This window comes from Paenibacillus sp. Soil724D2 (assembly GCF_001427935.1).
Taxonomy (GTDB): domain Bacteria; phylum Bacillota; class Bacilli; order Paenibacillales; family NBRC-103111; genus Paenibacillus_E.
This window is the reverse complement of sequence record NZ_LMRY01000021.1, coordinates 1-16,655: the sequence shown is the minus strand read 5'-3', so window position 1 is coordinate 16,655 and position 16,655 is coordinate 1. Positions and strand designations below refer to the sequence as shown.

Annotated in this window: 16 protein-coding genes and 1 other RNA gene; 16 read left to right on the top strand and 1 reads right to left on the bottom strand. The window is 44.6% G+C overall.

Features of this window, described 5'->3' with window-relative positions; all coding sequences use genetic code 11:
• Positions 1 to 71 precede the first annotated feature (71 nt).
• On the bottom strand, positions 72 to 1,235 hold the full coding sequence (locus ASG85_RS18425; RefSeq protein WP_060647391.1) for a S8 family peptidase: 1,164 nt from the start codon (positions 1,233 to 1,235) through the stop codon (positions 72 to 74).
• 471 nt (positions 1,236 to 1,706) lie between these two features.
• On the opposite strand from ASG85_RS18425, the gene rpoE reads away from it, so the two are divergent.
• From rpoE to ASG85_RS18345, 16 genes are all read left to right on the top strand, one after another.
• Positions 1,707 to 2,288, top strand: coding sequence for a DNA-directed RNA polymerase subunit delta (gene rpoE, locus ASG85_RS18420; protein WP_057304463.1), 582 nt, complete (start codon positions 1,707 to 1,709; stop codon positions 2,286 to 2,288).
• Positions 2,289 to 2,573: 285 nt separating this feature from the next.
• Entirely contained in the window at positions 2,574 to 4,175 is a 1,602-nt protein-coding gene (locus tag ASG85_RS18415) for a CTP synthase (protein WP_057304462.1), read from the top strand.
• A 156-nt stretch (positions 4,176 to 4,331) separates the two neighbouring features.
• Positions 4,332 to 4,724 (top strand): response regulator, encoded by a 393-nt coding sequence (locus ASG85_RS18410; RefSeq protein WP_057304461.1) that lies wholly within the window; start codon positions 4,332 to 4,334, stop codon positions 4,722 to 4,724.
• A 130-nt stretch (positions 4,725 to 4,854) separates the two neighbouring features.
• Complete coding sequence (gene fba / locus ASG85_RS18405) at positions 4,855 to 5,709, top strand: class II fructose-1,6-bisphosphate aldolase (protein ID WP_056831204.1); 855 nt, start codon at positions 4,855 to 4,857, stop codon at positions 5,707 to 5,709.
• A 351-nt stretch (positions 5,710 to 6,060) separates the two neighbouring features.
• Positions 6,061 to 7,320, top strand: a complete 1,260-nt coding sequence (locus ASG85_RS18400; protein WP_057304515.1) for a UDP-N-acetylglucosamine 1-carboxyvinyltransferase — start codon at positions 6,061 to 6,063, stop codon at positions 7,318 to 7,320.
• Positions 7,321 to 7,382: 62 nt separating this feature from the next.
• Positions 7,383 to 8,678, top strand: a complete 1,296-nt coding sequence (rho, locus tag ASG85_RS18395) for a transcription termination factor Rho (protein WP_060647390.1) — start codon at positions 7,383 to 7,385, stop codon at positions 8,676 to 8,678.
• A gap of 101 nt (positions 8,679 to 8,779) precedes the next feature.
• Entirely contained in the window at positions 8,780 to 10,054 is a 1,275-nt protein-coding gene (locus ASG85_RS18390; RefSeq protein WP_057304460.1) for a radical SAM protein, read from the top strand.
• Positions 10,055 to 10,174: 120 nt separating this feature from the next.
• The gene (rpmE, locus tag ASG85_RS18385) at positions 10,175 to 10,372 is read left to right on the top strand and encodes a 50S ribosomal protein L31 (protein ID WP_029197218.1); all 198 of its coding nucleotides are present in this window, start codon (positions 10,175 to 10,177) and stop codon (positions 10,370 to 10,372) included.
• Positions 10,373 to 10,463: 91 nt separating this feature from the next.
• A complete protein-coding gene (locus ASG85_RS18380; protein WP_057304459.1) occupies positions 10,464 to 10,877 on the top strand; it encodes a hypothetical protein in 414 nt (137 codons plus the stop codon).
• Between the two features lie 56 nt (positions 10,878 to 10,933).
• An RNA gene (gene ffs, locus ASG85_RS18375) (signal recognition particle sRNA large type) lies at positions 10,934 to 11,197 on the top strand.
• 184 nt (positions 11,198 to 11,381) lie between these two features.
• A complete protein-coding gene (locus tag ASG85_RS18370) occupies positions 11,382 to 12,815 on the top strand; it encodes an ATP-binding protein (RefSeq protein ID WP_082562266.1) in 1,434 nt (477 codons plus the stop codon).
• A 78-nt stretch (positions 12,816 to 12,893) separates the two neighbouring features.
• Positions 12,894 to 14,645 (top strand): DNA polymerase III subunit gamma/tau, encoded by a 1,752-nt coding sequence (gene dnaX, locus ASG85_RS18365; protein ID WP_057304458.1) that lies wholly within the window; start codon positions 12,894 to 12,896, stop codon positions 14,643 to 14,645.
• Positions 14,646 to 14,665: 20 nt separating this feature from the next.
• The gene (locus ASG85_RS18360; protein ID WP_057304513.1) at positions 14,666 to 14,977 is read left to right on the top strand and encodes a YbaB/EbfC family nucleoid-associated protein; all 312 of its coding nucleotides are present in this window, start codon (positions 14,666 to 14,668) and stop codon (positions 14,975 to 14,977) included.
• 43 nt (positions 14,978 to 15,020) lie between these two features.
• On the top strand, positions 15,021 to 15,617 hold the full coding sequence (gene recR / locus ASG85_RS18355; protein WP_057304457.1) for a recombination mediator RecR: 597 nt from the start codon (positions 15,021 to 15,023) through the stop codon (positions 15,615 to 15,617).
• Between the two features lie 134 nt (positions 15,618 to 15,751).
• The gene (locus tag ASG85_RS18350; protein ID WP_235549288.1) at positions 15,752 to 16,039 is read left to right on the top strand and encodes a DUF2508 family protein; all 288 of its coding nucleotides are present in this window, start codon (positions 15,752 to 15,754) and stop codon (positions 16,037 to 16,039) included.
• Between the two features lie 48 nt (positions 16,040 to 16,087).
• Complete coding sequence (locus tag ASG85_RS18345; RefSeq protein WP_057304511.1) at positions 16,088 to 16,309, top strand: pro-sigmaK processing inhibitor BofA family protein; 222 nt, start codon at positions 16,088 to 16,090, stop codon at positions 16,307 to 16,309.
• Positions 16,310 to 16,655 lie beyond the last annotated feature (346 nt).

Sequence of the window (16,655 nt, the reverse complement as noted above, 5' to 3'; positions counted from 1 at the left end):
AATATTCGCGTGAATACAGCAGATTAAAATGACTAAAGTTGTATTTTGTACAACTTTTACATCAATCTGCATCAGCCCTGCCGCGCCGCCCGGATCGCGCGCCGAGCGTTCAAATGCCCGGGCTTCCATCGCGTGGTGCTTTCTCGCTTGTTAAGACCAATCGCGCAGCGCCGCAGCGCGGTTTTAATCTGCGGCGGCGACATCGGCTTGATCGATAACATCAAGGCGATGACGCCGCTGACATGGGCAGTGGCCATCGAAGTGCCGCTTAGCTCGTTGTATTTGCCGTTAAGCCAGGACGAGTAGACCCGCTCGCCTGGTGCGTAGATATCAATTTGCTTCCCGCGGTTGCTGAAGGGAGCGATTTTGCCTAACCGAGTTGTGGCTCCAACGGAGACGACCTGGGGGAAACGGGCGGGGTAATCGACCGATTTCTTTTTGCCGTCATTGCCGGATGAAGCCACGATGACTTTACCTCTATAAAACGCGTTCATGACAGCTTGCTCGAGAGAACGGTTGTATGATTTCATACCGAAGCTCATATTGATAATATCGAGGTCGTTATGAACACACCAATCGATGCCTGCAATAATGTCTGAGACATAGGCGCTTCCAGCGTGGTCAAATGCTTTTACCGGATGAACAATGGCTCTAGGAGCTACACCGACAATCCCTGAATGGCGGCCAGCTGCCGCGATGGTTCCAGCGATATGCGTGCCATGTCCATTGTCATCATAGGGCAGCATGCTGCGGTTTAATAAATTGATGCCCCGTGATATCGAATTGCGTAAGTCAGGATGATTGTAGTCGATTCCGGTATCGATGACCCCGATCCGAATATTCTGACCTACCGATTTGTTCCAGACCTCAGGCGCGCCTACTTGATCGATGCCCCATGGTATCGTGTGAGAGCCCGATAAATTGCTTGATCGTTTGGAGGTAATTTTGTTGCCCATCGCGTGGTGAACGGTTATTTTGGTATCCTCTACGATGTTCGGCACACCGGAGATACCTCTGAGCTTAGTATCGGGACGAAGCGTGCAGGAGAAGGCGTGAATGATACTTAGATCGCGGACCTTGGAGAGGTTTACGAACTGAGACTTCATTCGTTTCAATTCTGATTTGCATGCGTAGTAGTCCTTAGCCGATGAGAAATGGATGATATGCTTCTTGCCAGAATGCTTGGTGAGACCGATTTCCTCATGAAGCAAATGAAGAAAGGTGGCTATATCCATCGTGCCATCCCCCCATGACAGCTTAGAATCGAATCTCCCCTATCTTATGTACAGGTCACCCCGTATGACCGTGTTCTCGCCTTTATAGAAATAAATGGGTGCGAAGCCGTGTCAGATGCGTAGGTTTTACATAGGATAAATAGAGAGGCGCGGGCAGGAGTGTCTCTTTCTCAGGTAGTGGAAACGGCCGTGATTCAATCACACCGCTTCCTTAGGATACAGTCGCAAGCGGAGGGGGACCTTCGCTTGTATTCATTTTAGGGGGAACGCTTTCTTAAGAATTTATATGTTTCACACAATAAGTCGGCTATATTTTTTGATAAACTCACTCGTCCTTACAGGACGGCGTAGCCGTTTATTTTAGGGATAGTTGCATTTTTAGAAAAAATAGGTTTTACTTAATGAAGATATTGGATAAGGTAGATAGAAGAACTGAAGATGACGATCACGATCGAAAAGGATGTGCCTTAGATGAGTAGCGAATACACACTCAAAATCACCACAGAGCAAGCACGCGAAATGCCCATGGTGGATTTGGCGTTTGAATTACTGAAGTCGGCGAATACGCCGTTTTACTATCGTGACCTGATGGCTGAAATTGCTAAAATAAAAGGGCTGTCTGAGCAGCATGTTATGCAAGTGATTGCCCAACTATATACGGAAATCAACATCGATGGACGTTTTGCTTGCGTGGGTACGAACCTATGGGGTTTGAAACGCTGGTATCCTGTCGAGAAATCAGACGATGCGGTTGGTAACGCGAAGCGTCCAAGAATCATTAACGACGAAGATGACGATCTGGATGAAGACATCTACGCTGAAGAAGAAGATACATACGCAGAAGAAGATGAGTACGATACATTTGGTACCGAAACCGAAGAGGAAGAAGCGGAAGAGGATACTGAATTCTTCGAAGATGAAGAGATCGAAGAGGATCTTGGCGAAGCGGGTATTGAAGAAACAGACGAAGATAGTGAAGATGATTTAGATGAGGATTCCGATGAGGAAGACGAGGAAGACGATTTGGATGAAGAGGCTGAAGACGGCAAATAACTTGTCTTGACAGCCCCTATCTGTTCAGAGTAAACTATTGCATGGGCTTTAAAAGAATCTTAACATTTCGCTCAAGCGTTCAAAAAGTGCCCCGTCACTACGGGTGTCACTTTTTTTGTTTTTTTAGTGTTTTTTTTGTGTTTTTTCACTTTATTTTCATGAAAACCCCCATTTAGCAGAAGCTAATGCTTACAAAGTCATTCTTCTGGCAAAAGATAAGCTTATGCCTTACGGCGTAAGTTTCTTATATTTCAAAACCATACTAAACTCTAGGAGGCGTACATAGTGACAAAATACATTTTCGTTACGGGAGGCGTAGTTTCATCCCTTGGCAAAGGAATTACAGCAGCGTCCTTAGGGAGATTGCTCAAAAACAGAGGTTTGAAAGTTACTATTCAAAAGTTTGACCCGTACATTAACGTGGATCCGGGAACTATGAGTCCTTACCAGCACGGTGAAGTGTTCGTAACCGACGATGGGGCAGAAACGGATTTGGACTTAGGTCATTATGAGCGTTTTATTGATATTAACCTTTCCAAAAGTTCAAACGTAACCTCAGGTAAAGTATACTCCTCCGTCATTACCAAAGAGCGCAGAGGCGAATATCTGGGCGGCACGGTACAAGTAATCCCGCACATTACGAATGAAATCAAAGAACGTGTGATTCGCGCTGGTCGTGAAGCTGGGTCCGATGTCGTAATTACCGAAATTGGTGGTACGGTAGGAGATATCGAAAGCTTGCCGTTCCTGGAAGCTATACGTCAAATGAAAAATGATATCGGCCGCGAGAATGTCATGTATATTCACGTTACGCTGATTCCTTATATTAAAGCAGCTGGTGAAGTGAAGACGAAACCTACACAGCACAGTGTAAAAGAACTACGCGGGCTGGGCATTCAACCTCACGTTATCGTTTGCCGTACGGAACATTCTCTAACCGAAGATATGAAGCGTAAGTTAGCTTTATTCTGTGATATCGATCCTGCAGCTGTCATCGAATGTAAGGATGCGGAAACCTTGTACGAAGTTCCGATGATGCTTCGCGAGCAAGGGCTTGACGATTATGTTGTTAATCACCTGAAACTACGTACGAACGAGCCAGACATGAAGGAATGGGAAAGCCTTGTTCGTAAAGTTAAATCATTGACGAAGAAGACCGAAATTGCGATCGTGGGGAAATACGTTGCACTGCATGACGCTTACCTAAGTATTGTTGAAGCACTAGGTCATGCCGGCATCGATAATGACTCCGAAATTGATATCCGTTGGGTGAATGCAGAAGATATTTTTGAGCATAACGTCCATCAGCTTCTTTCCGGTGTTCAAGGTATTCTTGTACCTGGTGGATTCGGTGATCGCGGTATTGAAGGTAAAGTGGAAGCGATCCGATATGCCCGCGAAAAGGAGATTCCATTCTTTGGGATTTGCTTGGGTATGCAGGTTGCTGTTATTGAGTATGCGCGTTCTGTTACAGGCTTGGATGGCGCGAACAGCTCTGAGATTAATCCTACAACGGCTTATCCAGTCATCGATCTACTGCCAGAGCAGAAGGATATAGAGAATTTAGGCGGTACAATGCGTCTGGGCTTATATCCTTGCAAGGTTGTTCCGGGCTCTCTTGCTGAGCAGTGTTACAATGATGAGCTTATCTATGAGAGACATCGTCACCGGTATGAATTTAATAATGAATACCGCGAATTGATTGAATCTGCTGGTTTGCGCATTTCCGGTACGTCACCGGACGGCCGGTTGGTTGAGATGGTCGAGCTTCCAGGTCACCCTTGGTTCCTTGCTGTTCAATTCCATCCGGAATTTACATCGCGTCCGAATCGTCCACAGCCGCTTTTCCGTGAATTCGTGAAAGCCGCTCAGTTCATCGCGCGTTAATTCTTGCTTTAACGGTTGTCCCTCCAGATAACCAACTTATCTGTAAAACTTTTCAATTAGTTTTTTCCCTCAGAAGGAAATCGAAAATGAATAGCGAATAACTTTATAAACATAAAGAGGGAGTTTGTTATTCGTTTTCGGGAGGGAAATAGGCTGATGAAGAAAAAGGTATTGATTGTCGACGATCAAAATGGAATTCGTGTACTACTCATGGAGGTATTCAGTAACGAAGGGTACGATACCTATCAGGCTTCGAATGGCAAATTGGCCTTGGAAATCGTGAAAAATTCTTCGCCTGATCTTATACTACTGGATATGAAAATTCCTGGTATGGACGGTCTGGATATTTTAAAACATGTTAAAGCCATTGATGTATCGATCAAAGTCATTATGATGACAGCTTATGGCGAGCTCGATATGATTAAAGAAGCAACGGATTTGGGTGCGATTATGCACTTTACGAAGCCTTTTGATATTGATGAATTGCGTATGGCGGTCAATATGCAGCTTAATAATGAATCAAGCAGCGGTTTTGCAGTGGGATCCTAGTCATAGGGTCTTTTTTGTTTCTGAAAAAACGAGGGCTTGGTTATCATTTGAAAAGTTATGTGCTATAATAACTCAGGTATGACAAAGAGCGGTATACGCATCTACTATAGGTTCTAGGAGGAAGAGAAACATGGCATTGGTTTCAATGAATGAATTTTTACCTAAAGCAAAAGCGAACAAATTCGCGGTGGGTCAATTTAATATGAACAACCTTGAATTCGCTCAAGCGATTGTGGAAGCTGCAATCGAATTAAAATCCCCGTTCATTTATGGTGTTAGCGAAGGCGCACTAAAATATATGGGTATTGAGTTTACAGTGGCAATTGCTGAAGCTGCAGCTAAAAAATCCGGTCTGCCGATTGCTCTACACTTAGATCATGGCAGTTCCTTTGAAGTAGCAATGAAATGTATCCGTGCGGGATTCAGCTCCGTTATGTTCGATGGTTCCCACTATTCTTTCGAAGAAAACATTCGTTTGACGAAAGAAGTCGTAAAAGCAGCTCGTGCAATGGGCGTATCCGTTGAGGGTGAGCTTGGAACAATTGGCGGCGTTGAGGACGACATCTCTGTTGATGAAGAGCACGCTAACCTTGCAAAACCTGAAGAAGCTATCCGTTTCTACGAAGAAACAGGTGTTGACTGTCTGGCTATCGCTGTAGGTACTGCACATGGTATGTACGCAGGCGAGCCTAACATTCACTTTGATATTATCGAAGCAGTTTCCAAAGCGATTCCAGTCCCTGTGGTTCTACACGGTGGATCCGGCGTTCCTGACGAAATGATTCGTAAATCTATCGCGGCAGGCGTTGGTAAAATCAACGTTAACACAGAGAATCAAGTGGCATGCACAGAAAACATCCGCGCGGCTCTGAACAAAGATGCTAAAATTTATGATCCTCGTAAATATCTCACCCCGGCTCGTAATGCAATGATCGAAGTAGTAAAATCCAAAATTCAATTGTTCGGAAGCAGCAACCAAGCTTAATTCCAATTGTATAGACAGGGTAGGAAATGCAGTAAGGCACAGACGGAGGATAGACGAAAGAATGTCGTCCGTCTGTGTCATTACGAGCGTTTCCTTCTTCTATTTTTTTGTGCTTATGTTCTCCGAGAGAACCGTGGCTGTTTTAGTTTGTAAATGGTCGCTTTTTTGTATGGATTTATAAGTAATTATTAATTTTATACGCTCGTTCACTTGATTTTTGACGATCGCTAGTCTTAAAGGGCGAGGTGGAGTCGAATATCTTTGGTAAAGTTTGTGTGCGTCTTAGGTTGTATTTGGTTGCTTTGATTTACTACTTAGTAAGTAGGCACCTGGTTTAGGGGGAGAATCATGTTGGAAAAATTAATGGTGGTCGGGGGACGTCCACTACGGGGAACAGTTCAAATTAGTGGGGCTAAGAATAGTGCGGTTGCACTCATTCCAGCCGCTGTACTTGCTGAAACATCGGTTACTTTGGATAATCTGCCTCATCTGAGTGATGTGGCTATATATACAGAAATTTTGACGGATTTAGGGGCTACCATTGACTGGAACGAAGATCGGATGACGATCGACCCAAGTCGGATGAAATCACTTCCTATGCCGAATGGCAAAGTAAAGAAGCTTAGAGCATCCTACTATTTAATGGGAGCTCTGCTCGGAAGATTTGGAGAGGCGACGATTGGTCTGCCGGGTGGCTGTAACTTCGAACCACGTCCGATTGATTTGCATATTAAAGGTTTTGAAGCTTTAGGTGCTGAGGTTAGCAATGAGAATGGCGCCTTAAAGATACGCGCCAAAGAACTGCGCGGTGCCAAAATATACTTAGATATGGCGAGTGTTGGAGCGACGATTAACATCATGCTGGCTGCCTCTCGCGCTAAAGGCGTTACGATTATCGAAAATGCGGCCAAAGAGCCTGAAATCATAGATGTGGCAACACTTTTAAACTCAATGGGTGCCAAAATTAAGGGCGCTGGAACAGAGACTATTCGTATCGAGGGCGTAACTGAGATGCATGGTTGCCGCCATTCCATTATTCCTGACCGTATTCAAGCAGGTACGTACATGATTGCTGCAGCGGCTACACGCGGCGATGTAACCGTCGACAATGTCATTCCTAAACATATGGAGGCTCTGACGGCAAAGCTTCAGGAAATGGGCGTACATATCTACGAAATGGATGAGTCCATTCGTGTTGTCGGTCAGCCTGAATACGAAAGTGTTGATGTGAAAGCTTTAATTTACCCAGGGTTTGCGACGGATCTACAGTCTCCAATGGCAAGCTTACTTTGCCAAGCTAAAGGAGTTAGTATATTAACGGACCACGTTTATAGTAATCGTTTCAAGCATATTCCTGAGCTAGTGCGTATGGGAGCAAAGATGAAGGTCGAAGGACGCTCAGCCATTATTGAGGGCTCACAGCTCAGTTCTGCCAAAGTGAGAGCAACGGATTTGAGAGCAGGAGCTTCTCTTGTGCTTGCGGGCCTAAGCGTAAGAACAGGTGGCATCACAGAAGTATCCGGGGTTGAGTTTATTGATCGTGGTTATGAGAACTTGGTATTCAACTTATCTTCACTGGGTGCCGAGGTTTGGCGCGAGAGTGAGGAATAAAGTACCAAGTAACAGGCAATGCTAGAATCCAATTGAAAATTTAATAGTTTGGTGGTTGAAACATGAGCATGCAGCTTGCTGAGCTTGAAGTACTCAAGCTTACTGAATTATATAAACTAGCTAAGAAACATCAGATCCAATACTACGGTACGCTGAAGAAAAAAGAACTCATCTTTGCCATTTTACGTGCACAAGCTGCTGAGAGTGGTCTAATGTTCATGCAGGGTGTTCTCGAGATCCTTCAGGAGGGCTTTGGATTCTTGCGTCCAATTAATTACCTTCCAAGCTCAGAGGACATTTATATTTCCGCTTCCCAGATTCGCAAATTTGATTTGCGGTCTGGGGACATTGTATCGGGCAAATGCCGCCCGCCTAAAGAGAATGAGCGCTATTTCGGGCTTCTTCAAGTTGAAGCGGTGAATGGAGAGAAGCCGGAAACGGCAGCGGAACGACTTCATTTCCCTGCATTGACGCCTCTTTATCCAGACACGCGGATTACACTCGAAACAGAGCCTAACAAGATTTCCATGCGTATTATGGATTTACTTGCTCCTGTTGGATTAGGCCAACGCGGTCTGATTGTAGCACCTCCTAAAGCTGGGAAAACATTGCTGCTGAAAGAAATTGCGAACAGCATTTCCACGAATTATCCAGAAATTGAACTTTTCGTTCTGCTTATCGATGAGCGTCCGGAGGAAGTTACCGATATGCAGCGTTCCGTCAAAGGCGAAGTAGTTGCTTCTACCTTCGATGAGCTTCCAGAAAATCATATTAAAGTTGCTGAGCTAGTTCTAGAGCGTGCGATGCGTCTAGTTGAACATAAGAAAGATGTTGTTATTCTCATGGACAGTATTACCCGGTTGGCTAGAGCCTATAACCTTGTGGTTCCTGCTTCTGGCCGGACGTTAACGGGTGGTATAGATCCTGCTGCCTTTCATCGGCCTAAACGTTTCTTCGGGGCTGCCCGTAATATTGAAGAAGGCGGCAGCTTAACAATTCTTGCTACTGCACTCGTAGAAACTGGCTCGCGTATGGATGACGTCATTTATGAAGAGTTTAAAGGTACAGGTAATCTAGAGCTTCATCTAGATCGTAAAATGGCTGAACGCCGTATCTTCCCTGCGATTGATATTCGTAAGTCAGGCACTCGCCGCGAAGAAGCACTTCTGGGTAAAGATGAACTCGAGAAGGTTTGGGCGCTTCGCAGAGGGATGAATGATTCGCATGAATATACAGAATCCTTCATTAAGAAGCTTGCCGATACGAAGACTAATCAAGAGTTTTTGGACTCTTTGGCTTCCCCTTCAGCGGGATCTACAGGTGTTAACAAAGGTAAAGTCAAAAATTCAGCTTCCTAAGCTTCAAATAATAATCTGCTTCGCATCAATCATGACAAACACGGTCGTCCTTAAGGACGACTTATGTCGTTTATCCGTGACGAACAAAGAGGAGTACCGTTATGAACTTGGTTTATTCAGATTCACAAGGAAACGTTTTTGATCATCCTGATTTCTTAGCACTTGGTCGAAACGCTGAAATGATAACAGAAATTTTGGAAGAAGAGTTGATTCCTCTACCTGAGGGATCAACATTAGTCAGTCTTCCGTTTACACGTCCGGTAGGCATTGATGCCGCAACAGGTGATATGAAGCTGGTTGAGGGAGATTATCACGCTGTTGGAGCCTTACTGCCGCAAGGCTTTACTAGACTTCTGCTCCCTGGCTATGTGAAATCAGACAAGTCTAAGGCGCTGCCCTTGTTCGGATATACGGCTGTCGTGTGGAAGGATGACGGTTTCTATGTTGCCGCTCGATTGACAGATAATCCTTATTATTGGAATCCGGTTCATTGTGACCCAACTGAGCTCGAGGTAGAGGTCAAACGATTGGTTGCTAAGTACCCGGACAATCGGTTATATGCGCATTTGTCCAACTGTGCACTGGGTTATGAATGTTTGACAGCCTCGAATACGTTCCTTCAACGTTGGGAGGGTGCCGTTCCGGTCTCCTATTCCTGCAACGCAGGATGCTTCGGCTGTATTTCGGAGCAACCGGATGAGAGTGGCTTCGTAGCGCCTCAGACTCGTATGAACTTCAAGCCTAAGGTCGAAGAGATCACTCAGATCATGCTTGAGCATCTGCGGACGCCTGAGAGTATTATCTCCTTCGGACAGGGCTGTGAAGGGGAACCTAGCACGCAGGCTGTGATTATAATCGATGCCATCAAGCAAGTACGTGAGCAAACGAAGATGGGCTATATTAACATCAACACCAATGCAGGGCTCACGGATCATATCCGCGGCATTGTTGATGCGGGGCTTGATCTCATGCGGGTTAGTACGATTAGCGCACTGGATGATCATTACAACGCCTACTATAAGCCAAGAGCTTACACGCTCAAGAATGTTGAGAAGTCTCTCCGCTACGCCACGGATAAAGGAGTTATAACTTCGATCAACTATCTCGTATTTCCAGGTGTAACCGATCGAGAAGAAGAGATCGAAGCGATGATCGAATTCGTGCGAAGAACAGGACTAAAATTGATTCAATTGCGCAACCTGAATATTGATCCCGAGAGTTACCTTGGCATAATCCCCAAAGCAAGAGGTGAACTGCTTGGGATGAAGCAAATGATTGAGATTTTCGAACAAGAACTTCCCGATGTGGTGCTGGGTTCCTACTCGCATACACCGAAGTTCTATACGAGTGATCGAACGGTAACTACGGTGCTCTAAAAGGAAGTCATCCACAGTCTTTTTCCATTGCATCAAGACTTCCGAATATGATATAATCCATAGGTACGTCCATTAACTCTGTTTCAGCAAATGATTCAGGGCGGAAAGAGGTGAACCATCATGAAAGCAGGTATTCATCCTACTTATCATGCAACCACAGTGACTTGCGCTTGTGGTAACGTGTTCGAAACGGGTTCTATTAAGCAAAATCTTCGCGTTGAGATTTGCTCTAATTGCCATCCTTTCTACACAGGTAAACAAAAGTTTATCGATGTAGGCGGCCGTGTCGACAAGTTCAAAAAGAAATACGGAATCTAATTGGCATCAATTACTTTGCTGCCAATCAGCATAAGACAACCTCCCTTGGTCATCCTAAGCTTAGGCTTAGAGTCCAATGGGAGGTGTTTTTATGTTTAGGGGTCTGCTTAAGTTTGCGGGAGCTATTATGCTCATCATGAGTTTAATCGGCTGTGGCATTAATTCTGGTAATAAGAACCCGCCTCAGACCAATGATGCAAATTATAAAGCCCAGCATTACAAGCAAGACGGTTACTTGGGAATTACGAGTGTCAATCCGAACGACCCGCTTAATCCTACGTATCATCACTACGAAGATGATTCGAACTTAATGAAGGCCGTGCTTTCACAGCTGCAAGGTATTGAGAAAACCAATATCTCCATTAACGGACCGACCGCCAAGGTGAAAATAAAACCAAGACCATCTTTGACGGCTGCGCAAGTGGAGGAGCTTCGCTCACAAGCTCAAATGGCGCTGAACACCAACATGCCGCGCTACAATGTAATCGTAAAAATGGTTCCTTAACAGGTAGATTTTGCCCTCGGTTGCTATTTGTAATTGAATCAGCTATACTAATTTTACCGTGCTAGATGGGGAGGTAGCGGTGCCCTGTAACTCGCAATCCGCTGTAGCGAGGTTGAATTCCTGTTAGCGGTACTGTGATGTGAGGTCTGGCTTTTACACGTGGTGTTGAGAGTCGGGTCCTTCGCAATGAATGCTCATGAACCCGGTCAGGTCTGGAAGGAAGCAGCCGTAAGTGAGATGTTTCATGTGCCGAGGGGTTGCCTGATTTGAGCCAACGGTAAGAGTTCGCTTGTATCACTTTATCAATAACAGGTGCACGGTTTTAATAATTAAATGTGAACTTTCATAATTACACCTAACAAAACGCCAGTATCTATGGCGTTTTTTCTTTTTTTCAAGGGAAGGAAAAATCTTACTCTAGAGAGAATGGTTATAACATGTAGATTCATGTAAACGTTTGCGCATTTTGCGATTGAATAGAGAGAAAGTGAAGGTGTTGCTGAAATGTCCATTCATGACCCTCAAGATTACATGGTATCCATCGATGAAATGAGGAAGCTATTCAACCATAGCATACAAACGGGGATGCTCGTTGTGGATGAGGATGGCAAGATCATTTTAGCAACAGATCAAGTTTTGAAATACTCGGGCTATTCAGCTGAGGAAGTTACGCATATCTCATTCCCTCAACTTTTTAAAGTGAGGGCATCTTTGCGTGAGCTGTACGAATTTTACTTTAAGAACGATTCCAGTCCAGGGGAGTGGCCCCATGGATTCTTAGTAGGCAAGAATGGTGAAACGATGTTTTATCAGTTCTCGATGCTGAAGCTTATGCGCGGCGAGAAGTATATGTATCTCTTGACCATGAAGCATCAGGATAGCTCGCAGTTAAGCTTGCTGCAGAGGTTCTCGGACGCTTTTTTGAAAGATATTAATTTGGGTGTTTTATTGATTAGTGTGAATTTTACGCTTGTTGACGTCAGTGATCGAGCATGTCAGATTCTAGGAATGGATCGGGAGCATATTCTTAATAAGTCGTTAGATGAGATTTTTGCTACCATTCCCAGCCAGCATAAGCTTGTCCAACGAACGATTTTGAATGGTGCTGTAGTCCGCAATCATGCGGTTTCATGGACGAACAATGAAGAGCGGTTTGAGCTGCTGTTGGATTCGAATGTGCTCAAAGATAATCAAGGTAATATTGTTGGGGCTTATGTCATCTTCAAAGATGTCACGAATATGCGCTCGTTGGAAGAAATGGTTCAAAGAAGTGACAGACTCGCAATGATCGGGCAAATTGCTGCTGGCACAGCTCATGAAATTCGGAATCCGCTAACTTCAATCAAAGGATTTCTTCAGGTGCTTCGGCGCACTTTTGAAGTGAAAGGGATGGAGAGAGAACAGAGTTTCACGGTAGTCATGCTGGAGGAAATCAATCGAATCAACGAGTTGGTAAATGAATTTTTGCTGCTGAGTAAGCCAAAGCATGTTTCTTATGAGAGGATCGATGTGACTGAAGTGCTGCGAGGGATTTTGCCTATTATCAATAATGAAGCTATTCTTTACGATGTGAATCTCCAATATGAGGCCTCGTATCATTTACCGGAAGTGATTGCTGATAAAGAGCTGCTCAAACAGGTATTCTTAAATGTTTGTAAAAATGGCATCGAAGCTATGTCGGATGGAGGGGTTTTAACGATTTCAGAGAAAGTAGACACGGTGGAACGAAATGTCTGCATTGACATTCATGATACAGGTTCTGGCATACCGATGTTCGTGATTGACAAAATTTTCGATCCATTCTTCACAACCAAGGACACGGGTACCGGATTAGGTCTTTCGGTGTGCCAACGAATCATTCACGATATGGGGGGGACGATACGTGTTTCTTCAAAGGGCTTTGGAACGACGTTTACAATATCGATTCCTTATACTTGATCATCTATTTCATCCCTAGGTGCGTTATAGTATAATGGATTCAGTCATTCCATGCAGGGATTATTGGAGAGGAACACTATGGCACATATCGCTCTGTACCGAACGTGGAGGTCTCAGACGTTTCGTGAAGTTGTCGGTCAGAAACATATCACGCAGACGCTGCAGAATTCTTTGCGAGAAAATCGCCTTACTCATGCTTATTTGTTCAACGGACCTCGGGGAACAGGTAAGACTAGTACGGCCAAAATATTAGCCAAGGCAATCAACTGCTTAAACGGTCCGTCAGAAGAGCCGTGTAACGCTTGTTCAGCATGTGAACGAATCACCGAAGGTGCTGTCATGGACGTTGTCGAAATCGATGCTGCCTCCAATCGCGGTGTAGAAGAAATTCGGGATATTCGTGATAAAGTGAAGTATGCCCCTACAGAAGTAAGGCAGAAGGTGTACATCATCGATGAAGTGCACATGCTCACGACCGAAGCTTTTAATGCCCTTTTGAAGACACTAGAGGAGCCTCCGGCGCATGTCATGTTTATTTTGGCAACAACGGAACCGCATAAAATACCGGCGACGATTATTTCCCGCTGTCAACGCTTTGATTTTCGGAGAGTTTCGATGGAAGATCAGGTTCAGCGGCTGCAGTATATTTGTGATCAGGAGCAGATCTCGGTTAGCGAGGAAGCTCTCCATTATATAGCGAGACTATCGGATGGAGGGATGCGGGATGCGCTCAGCCTGCTGGATCAGGCCGCTTCCTTTTCGACTGGTGAAGTTCAGCTCTCAGACATTTTGTCTATCACCGGCGGCGTAGCTTCCGATCAATTCAAGAAGCTCGTTCTTTACATCAAAGAAAAGAATCTTGGAGCCGCGCTCGAGCTCATCGATACTTTCATGCAGGAAGGCAAGAGCGCTGACAAATGTATTGAGAATTTGATTAATTACTTCCGTGATTTACTCATGGTTCGCATGGTACCTAATTCACCTGTGATTAGTGAACGTGTTTTTGATATGGGTGAACTAAGGGAAGTAGCGAATCACTTCTCACCGAGTGAAATGATGGCTATGATTGAGACGTTGAATCATTACCAAAGCGAAATGAAATACTCTGTACAGCCTCAGACTCTGTTAGAAATAGCGATTATGAAAATTAGCGGTGGTCACAGAGGAGCAGAGAGCAGTTCGACTGTCAATATCGCGGCAGATGCTGGAGGGCGTATGCCTCAAGGTGATCTTTTTGCCCAAATGACCCAGAAACTTCAACAACTTGAAGAACAGATAGCTTCACTGGTAAAATCGGGAGTAACGGGTGCAGCAGCCGATCCCAATGCGAGGCAAGCCGCCTCGGCCAAAGTGCCGGTGGCCTCAGCTCCTTCGAAGAAGTCGGGCATCAAGCTGGATGGTTACTTGAAAGCCGCGGAGAGTCCAGAAACCAAAGCTGCTCTCCTAAAGTGGAGTCAAGTACTAGGCGATGTCAAAGAAAAGAAGATTACCGTACATGCTTGGTTCGTTAATGGTGATTTGGTGTCTATGCTTGATGATGTTGTACTCGTTGCTTTCAAGAATGAGATGCATCGCAATACAACGGAAAAGCCAGAAAACAAAGTCATTATCGAGCAAGTGCTTACTTCGGTGCTTGGCAAACCTATGCGTTTACTTACGATTATGCGCAAAGAATGGGACGACGCTAAGAATGATGCGGCTAGCAGCGCTCCAGAAGTAATGGAGCTTGTCGCTGATGGCGAAGGCAACGGAACTGCTGTCAAAGAAGAATGGATTTCGGAAGCGATCCAATTATTTGGCGAAGAGCTAGTGACAATTAAAGAAGACTAAATATGAAGGAGCTAACTACGATGAATAACATGAACCAAATGATGAAACAAGTAAAGAAAATGCAAGAACAAATGATGAAAGCCCAAGAAGAACTAGGTACCAAAATGATCGAAGGTACAGCAGGCGGCGGTGTCGTTACTGTTATTATTAACGGACACAAAAAAGTGCAAAGCATTACAATTAAGCCTGAAGCTGTTGATCCTGAAGATGTTGAAATGCTGCAAGATCTCGTGCTTACGGCAGTAAATGATGCAATGTCCAAAGCAGAAGAAATTGCTAACAAAGATATGGGCAAATTCACAGGCGGTATGAATATCCCTGGATTGTTCTAAGACAACCAAGTGTAACGATTCTGAAAAATAAAGGAGTCTTCCTTTGTATTACCCCGAACCGATAGCCAAGTTAATCGATGCTTTCTCACGTCTGCCTGGGGTAGGTCCCAAAACGGCAGGCCGCCTGGCTTTTCATGTCCTACGCATGAAAGAAGAAGAAGTGATTGACTTCGCGAAAGCACTCGTCAATGTGAAGCGGAACCTTCACTACTGCTCTGTTTGTTGTAACATTACCGACGTTGATCCCTGTCGCATCTGTCAAGATAAGAGTAGGGACAGTTCCATCATTTGTGTCGTACAAGAGCCTAAGGATTTGGTCGCTTTAGAACGTACCAAAGAATTCGAAGGGTATTATCACGTGCTGCATGGTGCGATTTCACCGATGGAAGGGATTGGACCGGATCAAATTCATATTGCTGAATTACTCAAGCGTTTGGGTGATGAAACGGTGCAGGAATTGATTTTGGCCACCAATCCCAATATTGAGGGAGAAGCTACAGCTATGTACTTGTCCAGATTAATCAAGCCATTCGGTCTCCGAGTTACGCGTATCGCGCATGGGCTGCCAGTGGGCGGAGATTTGGAGTATGCCGATGAGGTAACTCTGACCAAAGCCATGGAAGGGCGCAGGGAATTATAAATAAGCTGCATCATAATCAGGGAGCTGCAAAGCTCTCTTTTTTGCTGCCCAAAAAAGCATCTTGAAGTTCTAAAATCTCCTTTTCTCCCATATGGATAAATCAATCCGGTTAGATGAGGAATGGAGGTTTGCTTGTGCGACCAGCTTTATTAGGAAAGTACGGGATGAAGAGCCCAAATACGAAAAGCGCTCAAGAAGAACTGAAAAAGGACAAGCAGATGCTGATCCAAGAGATACGTACAGCTCATGAGACTTGGGTGGCTGCTCAAGCACACTTTGAGTTTGCTTTGGACAAGGATCAAATTGATTATGCCATCTATGCGATGGAAGCTGCAGAAAAGAGATTTGAAATGCTTATCAAACAAGCGAAAAAGCTAGGTGTAAGTCTAATTGACAGCGACCGGTTAATGGAGGTGAAGTAGGTGTATCTTAAATATGTCATATGGGGGGTACTCATACTCTCATCTCTTATGCTAGTCTTCCTGATATTTCGCAGTCGCGGCGGAGGGAGGGTATTATCCGCATTGGGGTTGAATGTTGTTGTTGCAGCATTTCTCTTATATACGTTGAACTTATTAAGTACGTATACACAATTTGAACTTCCTATAAATACAGTCACTCTAGGGACGGTTACTATACTAGGGATTCCCGGGGTTTTACTTCTAGTAGGCTTAAAACTGACTTTGATCTAGATGGAAAATCATTCAAGTAAATCATGTGTTGACTCGGTCGCAGCATCTGTGGTATCTTATAAAAGTTGCCGCTGAGACATGCGGGGATAAAGAAGTAACTTGAGAAAAACAAGTTGCAAATGAATTGTTAGTGTGTTATATTGATCTTCCGGCTTTCGAAAGAAAGTAGGACGAACAGTACATTGATCTTTGAAAACTGAACAACGAGTGAGTAAGCACGAACGAGAAATCGTTCAAAGAAGAGATTGCAAAATCTCGCTAGCAACGCAAATGAGCAATTAAGCTTTCAAATAGTTTTACTATTATGGAGAGTTTGATCCTGGCTCAGGACGAACGCTGGCGGCGT

Bases quoted from the DNA above. Each gene is read 5' to 3' on its own strand.
- fba (WP_056831204.1), top strand. From the start codon at position 4,855: ATGGCATTGGTTTCAATGAATGAATTTTTACCTAAAGCAAAAGCGAAC.
- ASG85_RS18425 (WP_060647391.1), bottom strand. From the start codon at position 1,235: ATGGATATAGCCACCTTTCTTCATTTGCTTCATGAGGAAATCGGTCTC.
- dnaX (WP_057304458.1), top strand. From the start codon at position 12,894: ATGGCACATATCGCTCTGTACCGAACGTGGAGGTCTCAGACGTTTCGT.
- rho (WP_060647390.1), top strand. From the start codon at position 7,383: ATGAGCATGCAGCTTGCTGAGCTTGAAGTACTCAAGCTTACTGAATTA.
- ASG85_RS18345 (WP_057304511.1), top strand. From the start codon at position 16,088: ATGCTAGTCTTCCTGATATTTCGCAGTCGCGGCGGAGGGAGGGTATTA.
- ASG85_RS18360 (WP_057304513.1), top strand. From the start codon at position 14,666: ATGAATAACATGAACCAAATGATGAAACAAGTAAAGAAAATGCAAGAA.
- rpmE (WP_029197218.1), top strand. From the start codon at position 10,175: ATGAAAGCAGGTATTCATCCTACTTATCATGCAACCACAGTGACTTGC.
- ASG85_RS18380 (WP_057304459.1), top strand. From the start codon at position 10,464: ATGTTTAGGGGTCTGCTTAAGTTTGCGGGAGCTATTATGCTCATCATG.
- ASG85_RS18390 (WP_057304460.1), top strand. From the start codon at position 8,780: ATGAACTTGGTTTATTCAGATTCACAAGGAAACGTTTTTGATCATCCT.
- ASG85_RS18370 (WP_082562266.1), top strand. From the start codon at position 11,382: ATGTCCATTCATGACCCTCAAGATTACATGGTATCCATCGATGAAATG.
- rpoE (WP_057304463.1), top strand. From the start codon at position 1,707: ATGAGTAGCGAATACACACTCAAAATCACCACAGAGCAAGCACGCGAA.
- ASG85_RS18410 (WP_057304461.1), top strand. From the start codon at position 4,332: ATGAAGAAAAAGGTATTGATTGTCGACGATCAAAATGGAATTCGTGTA.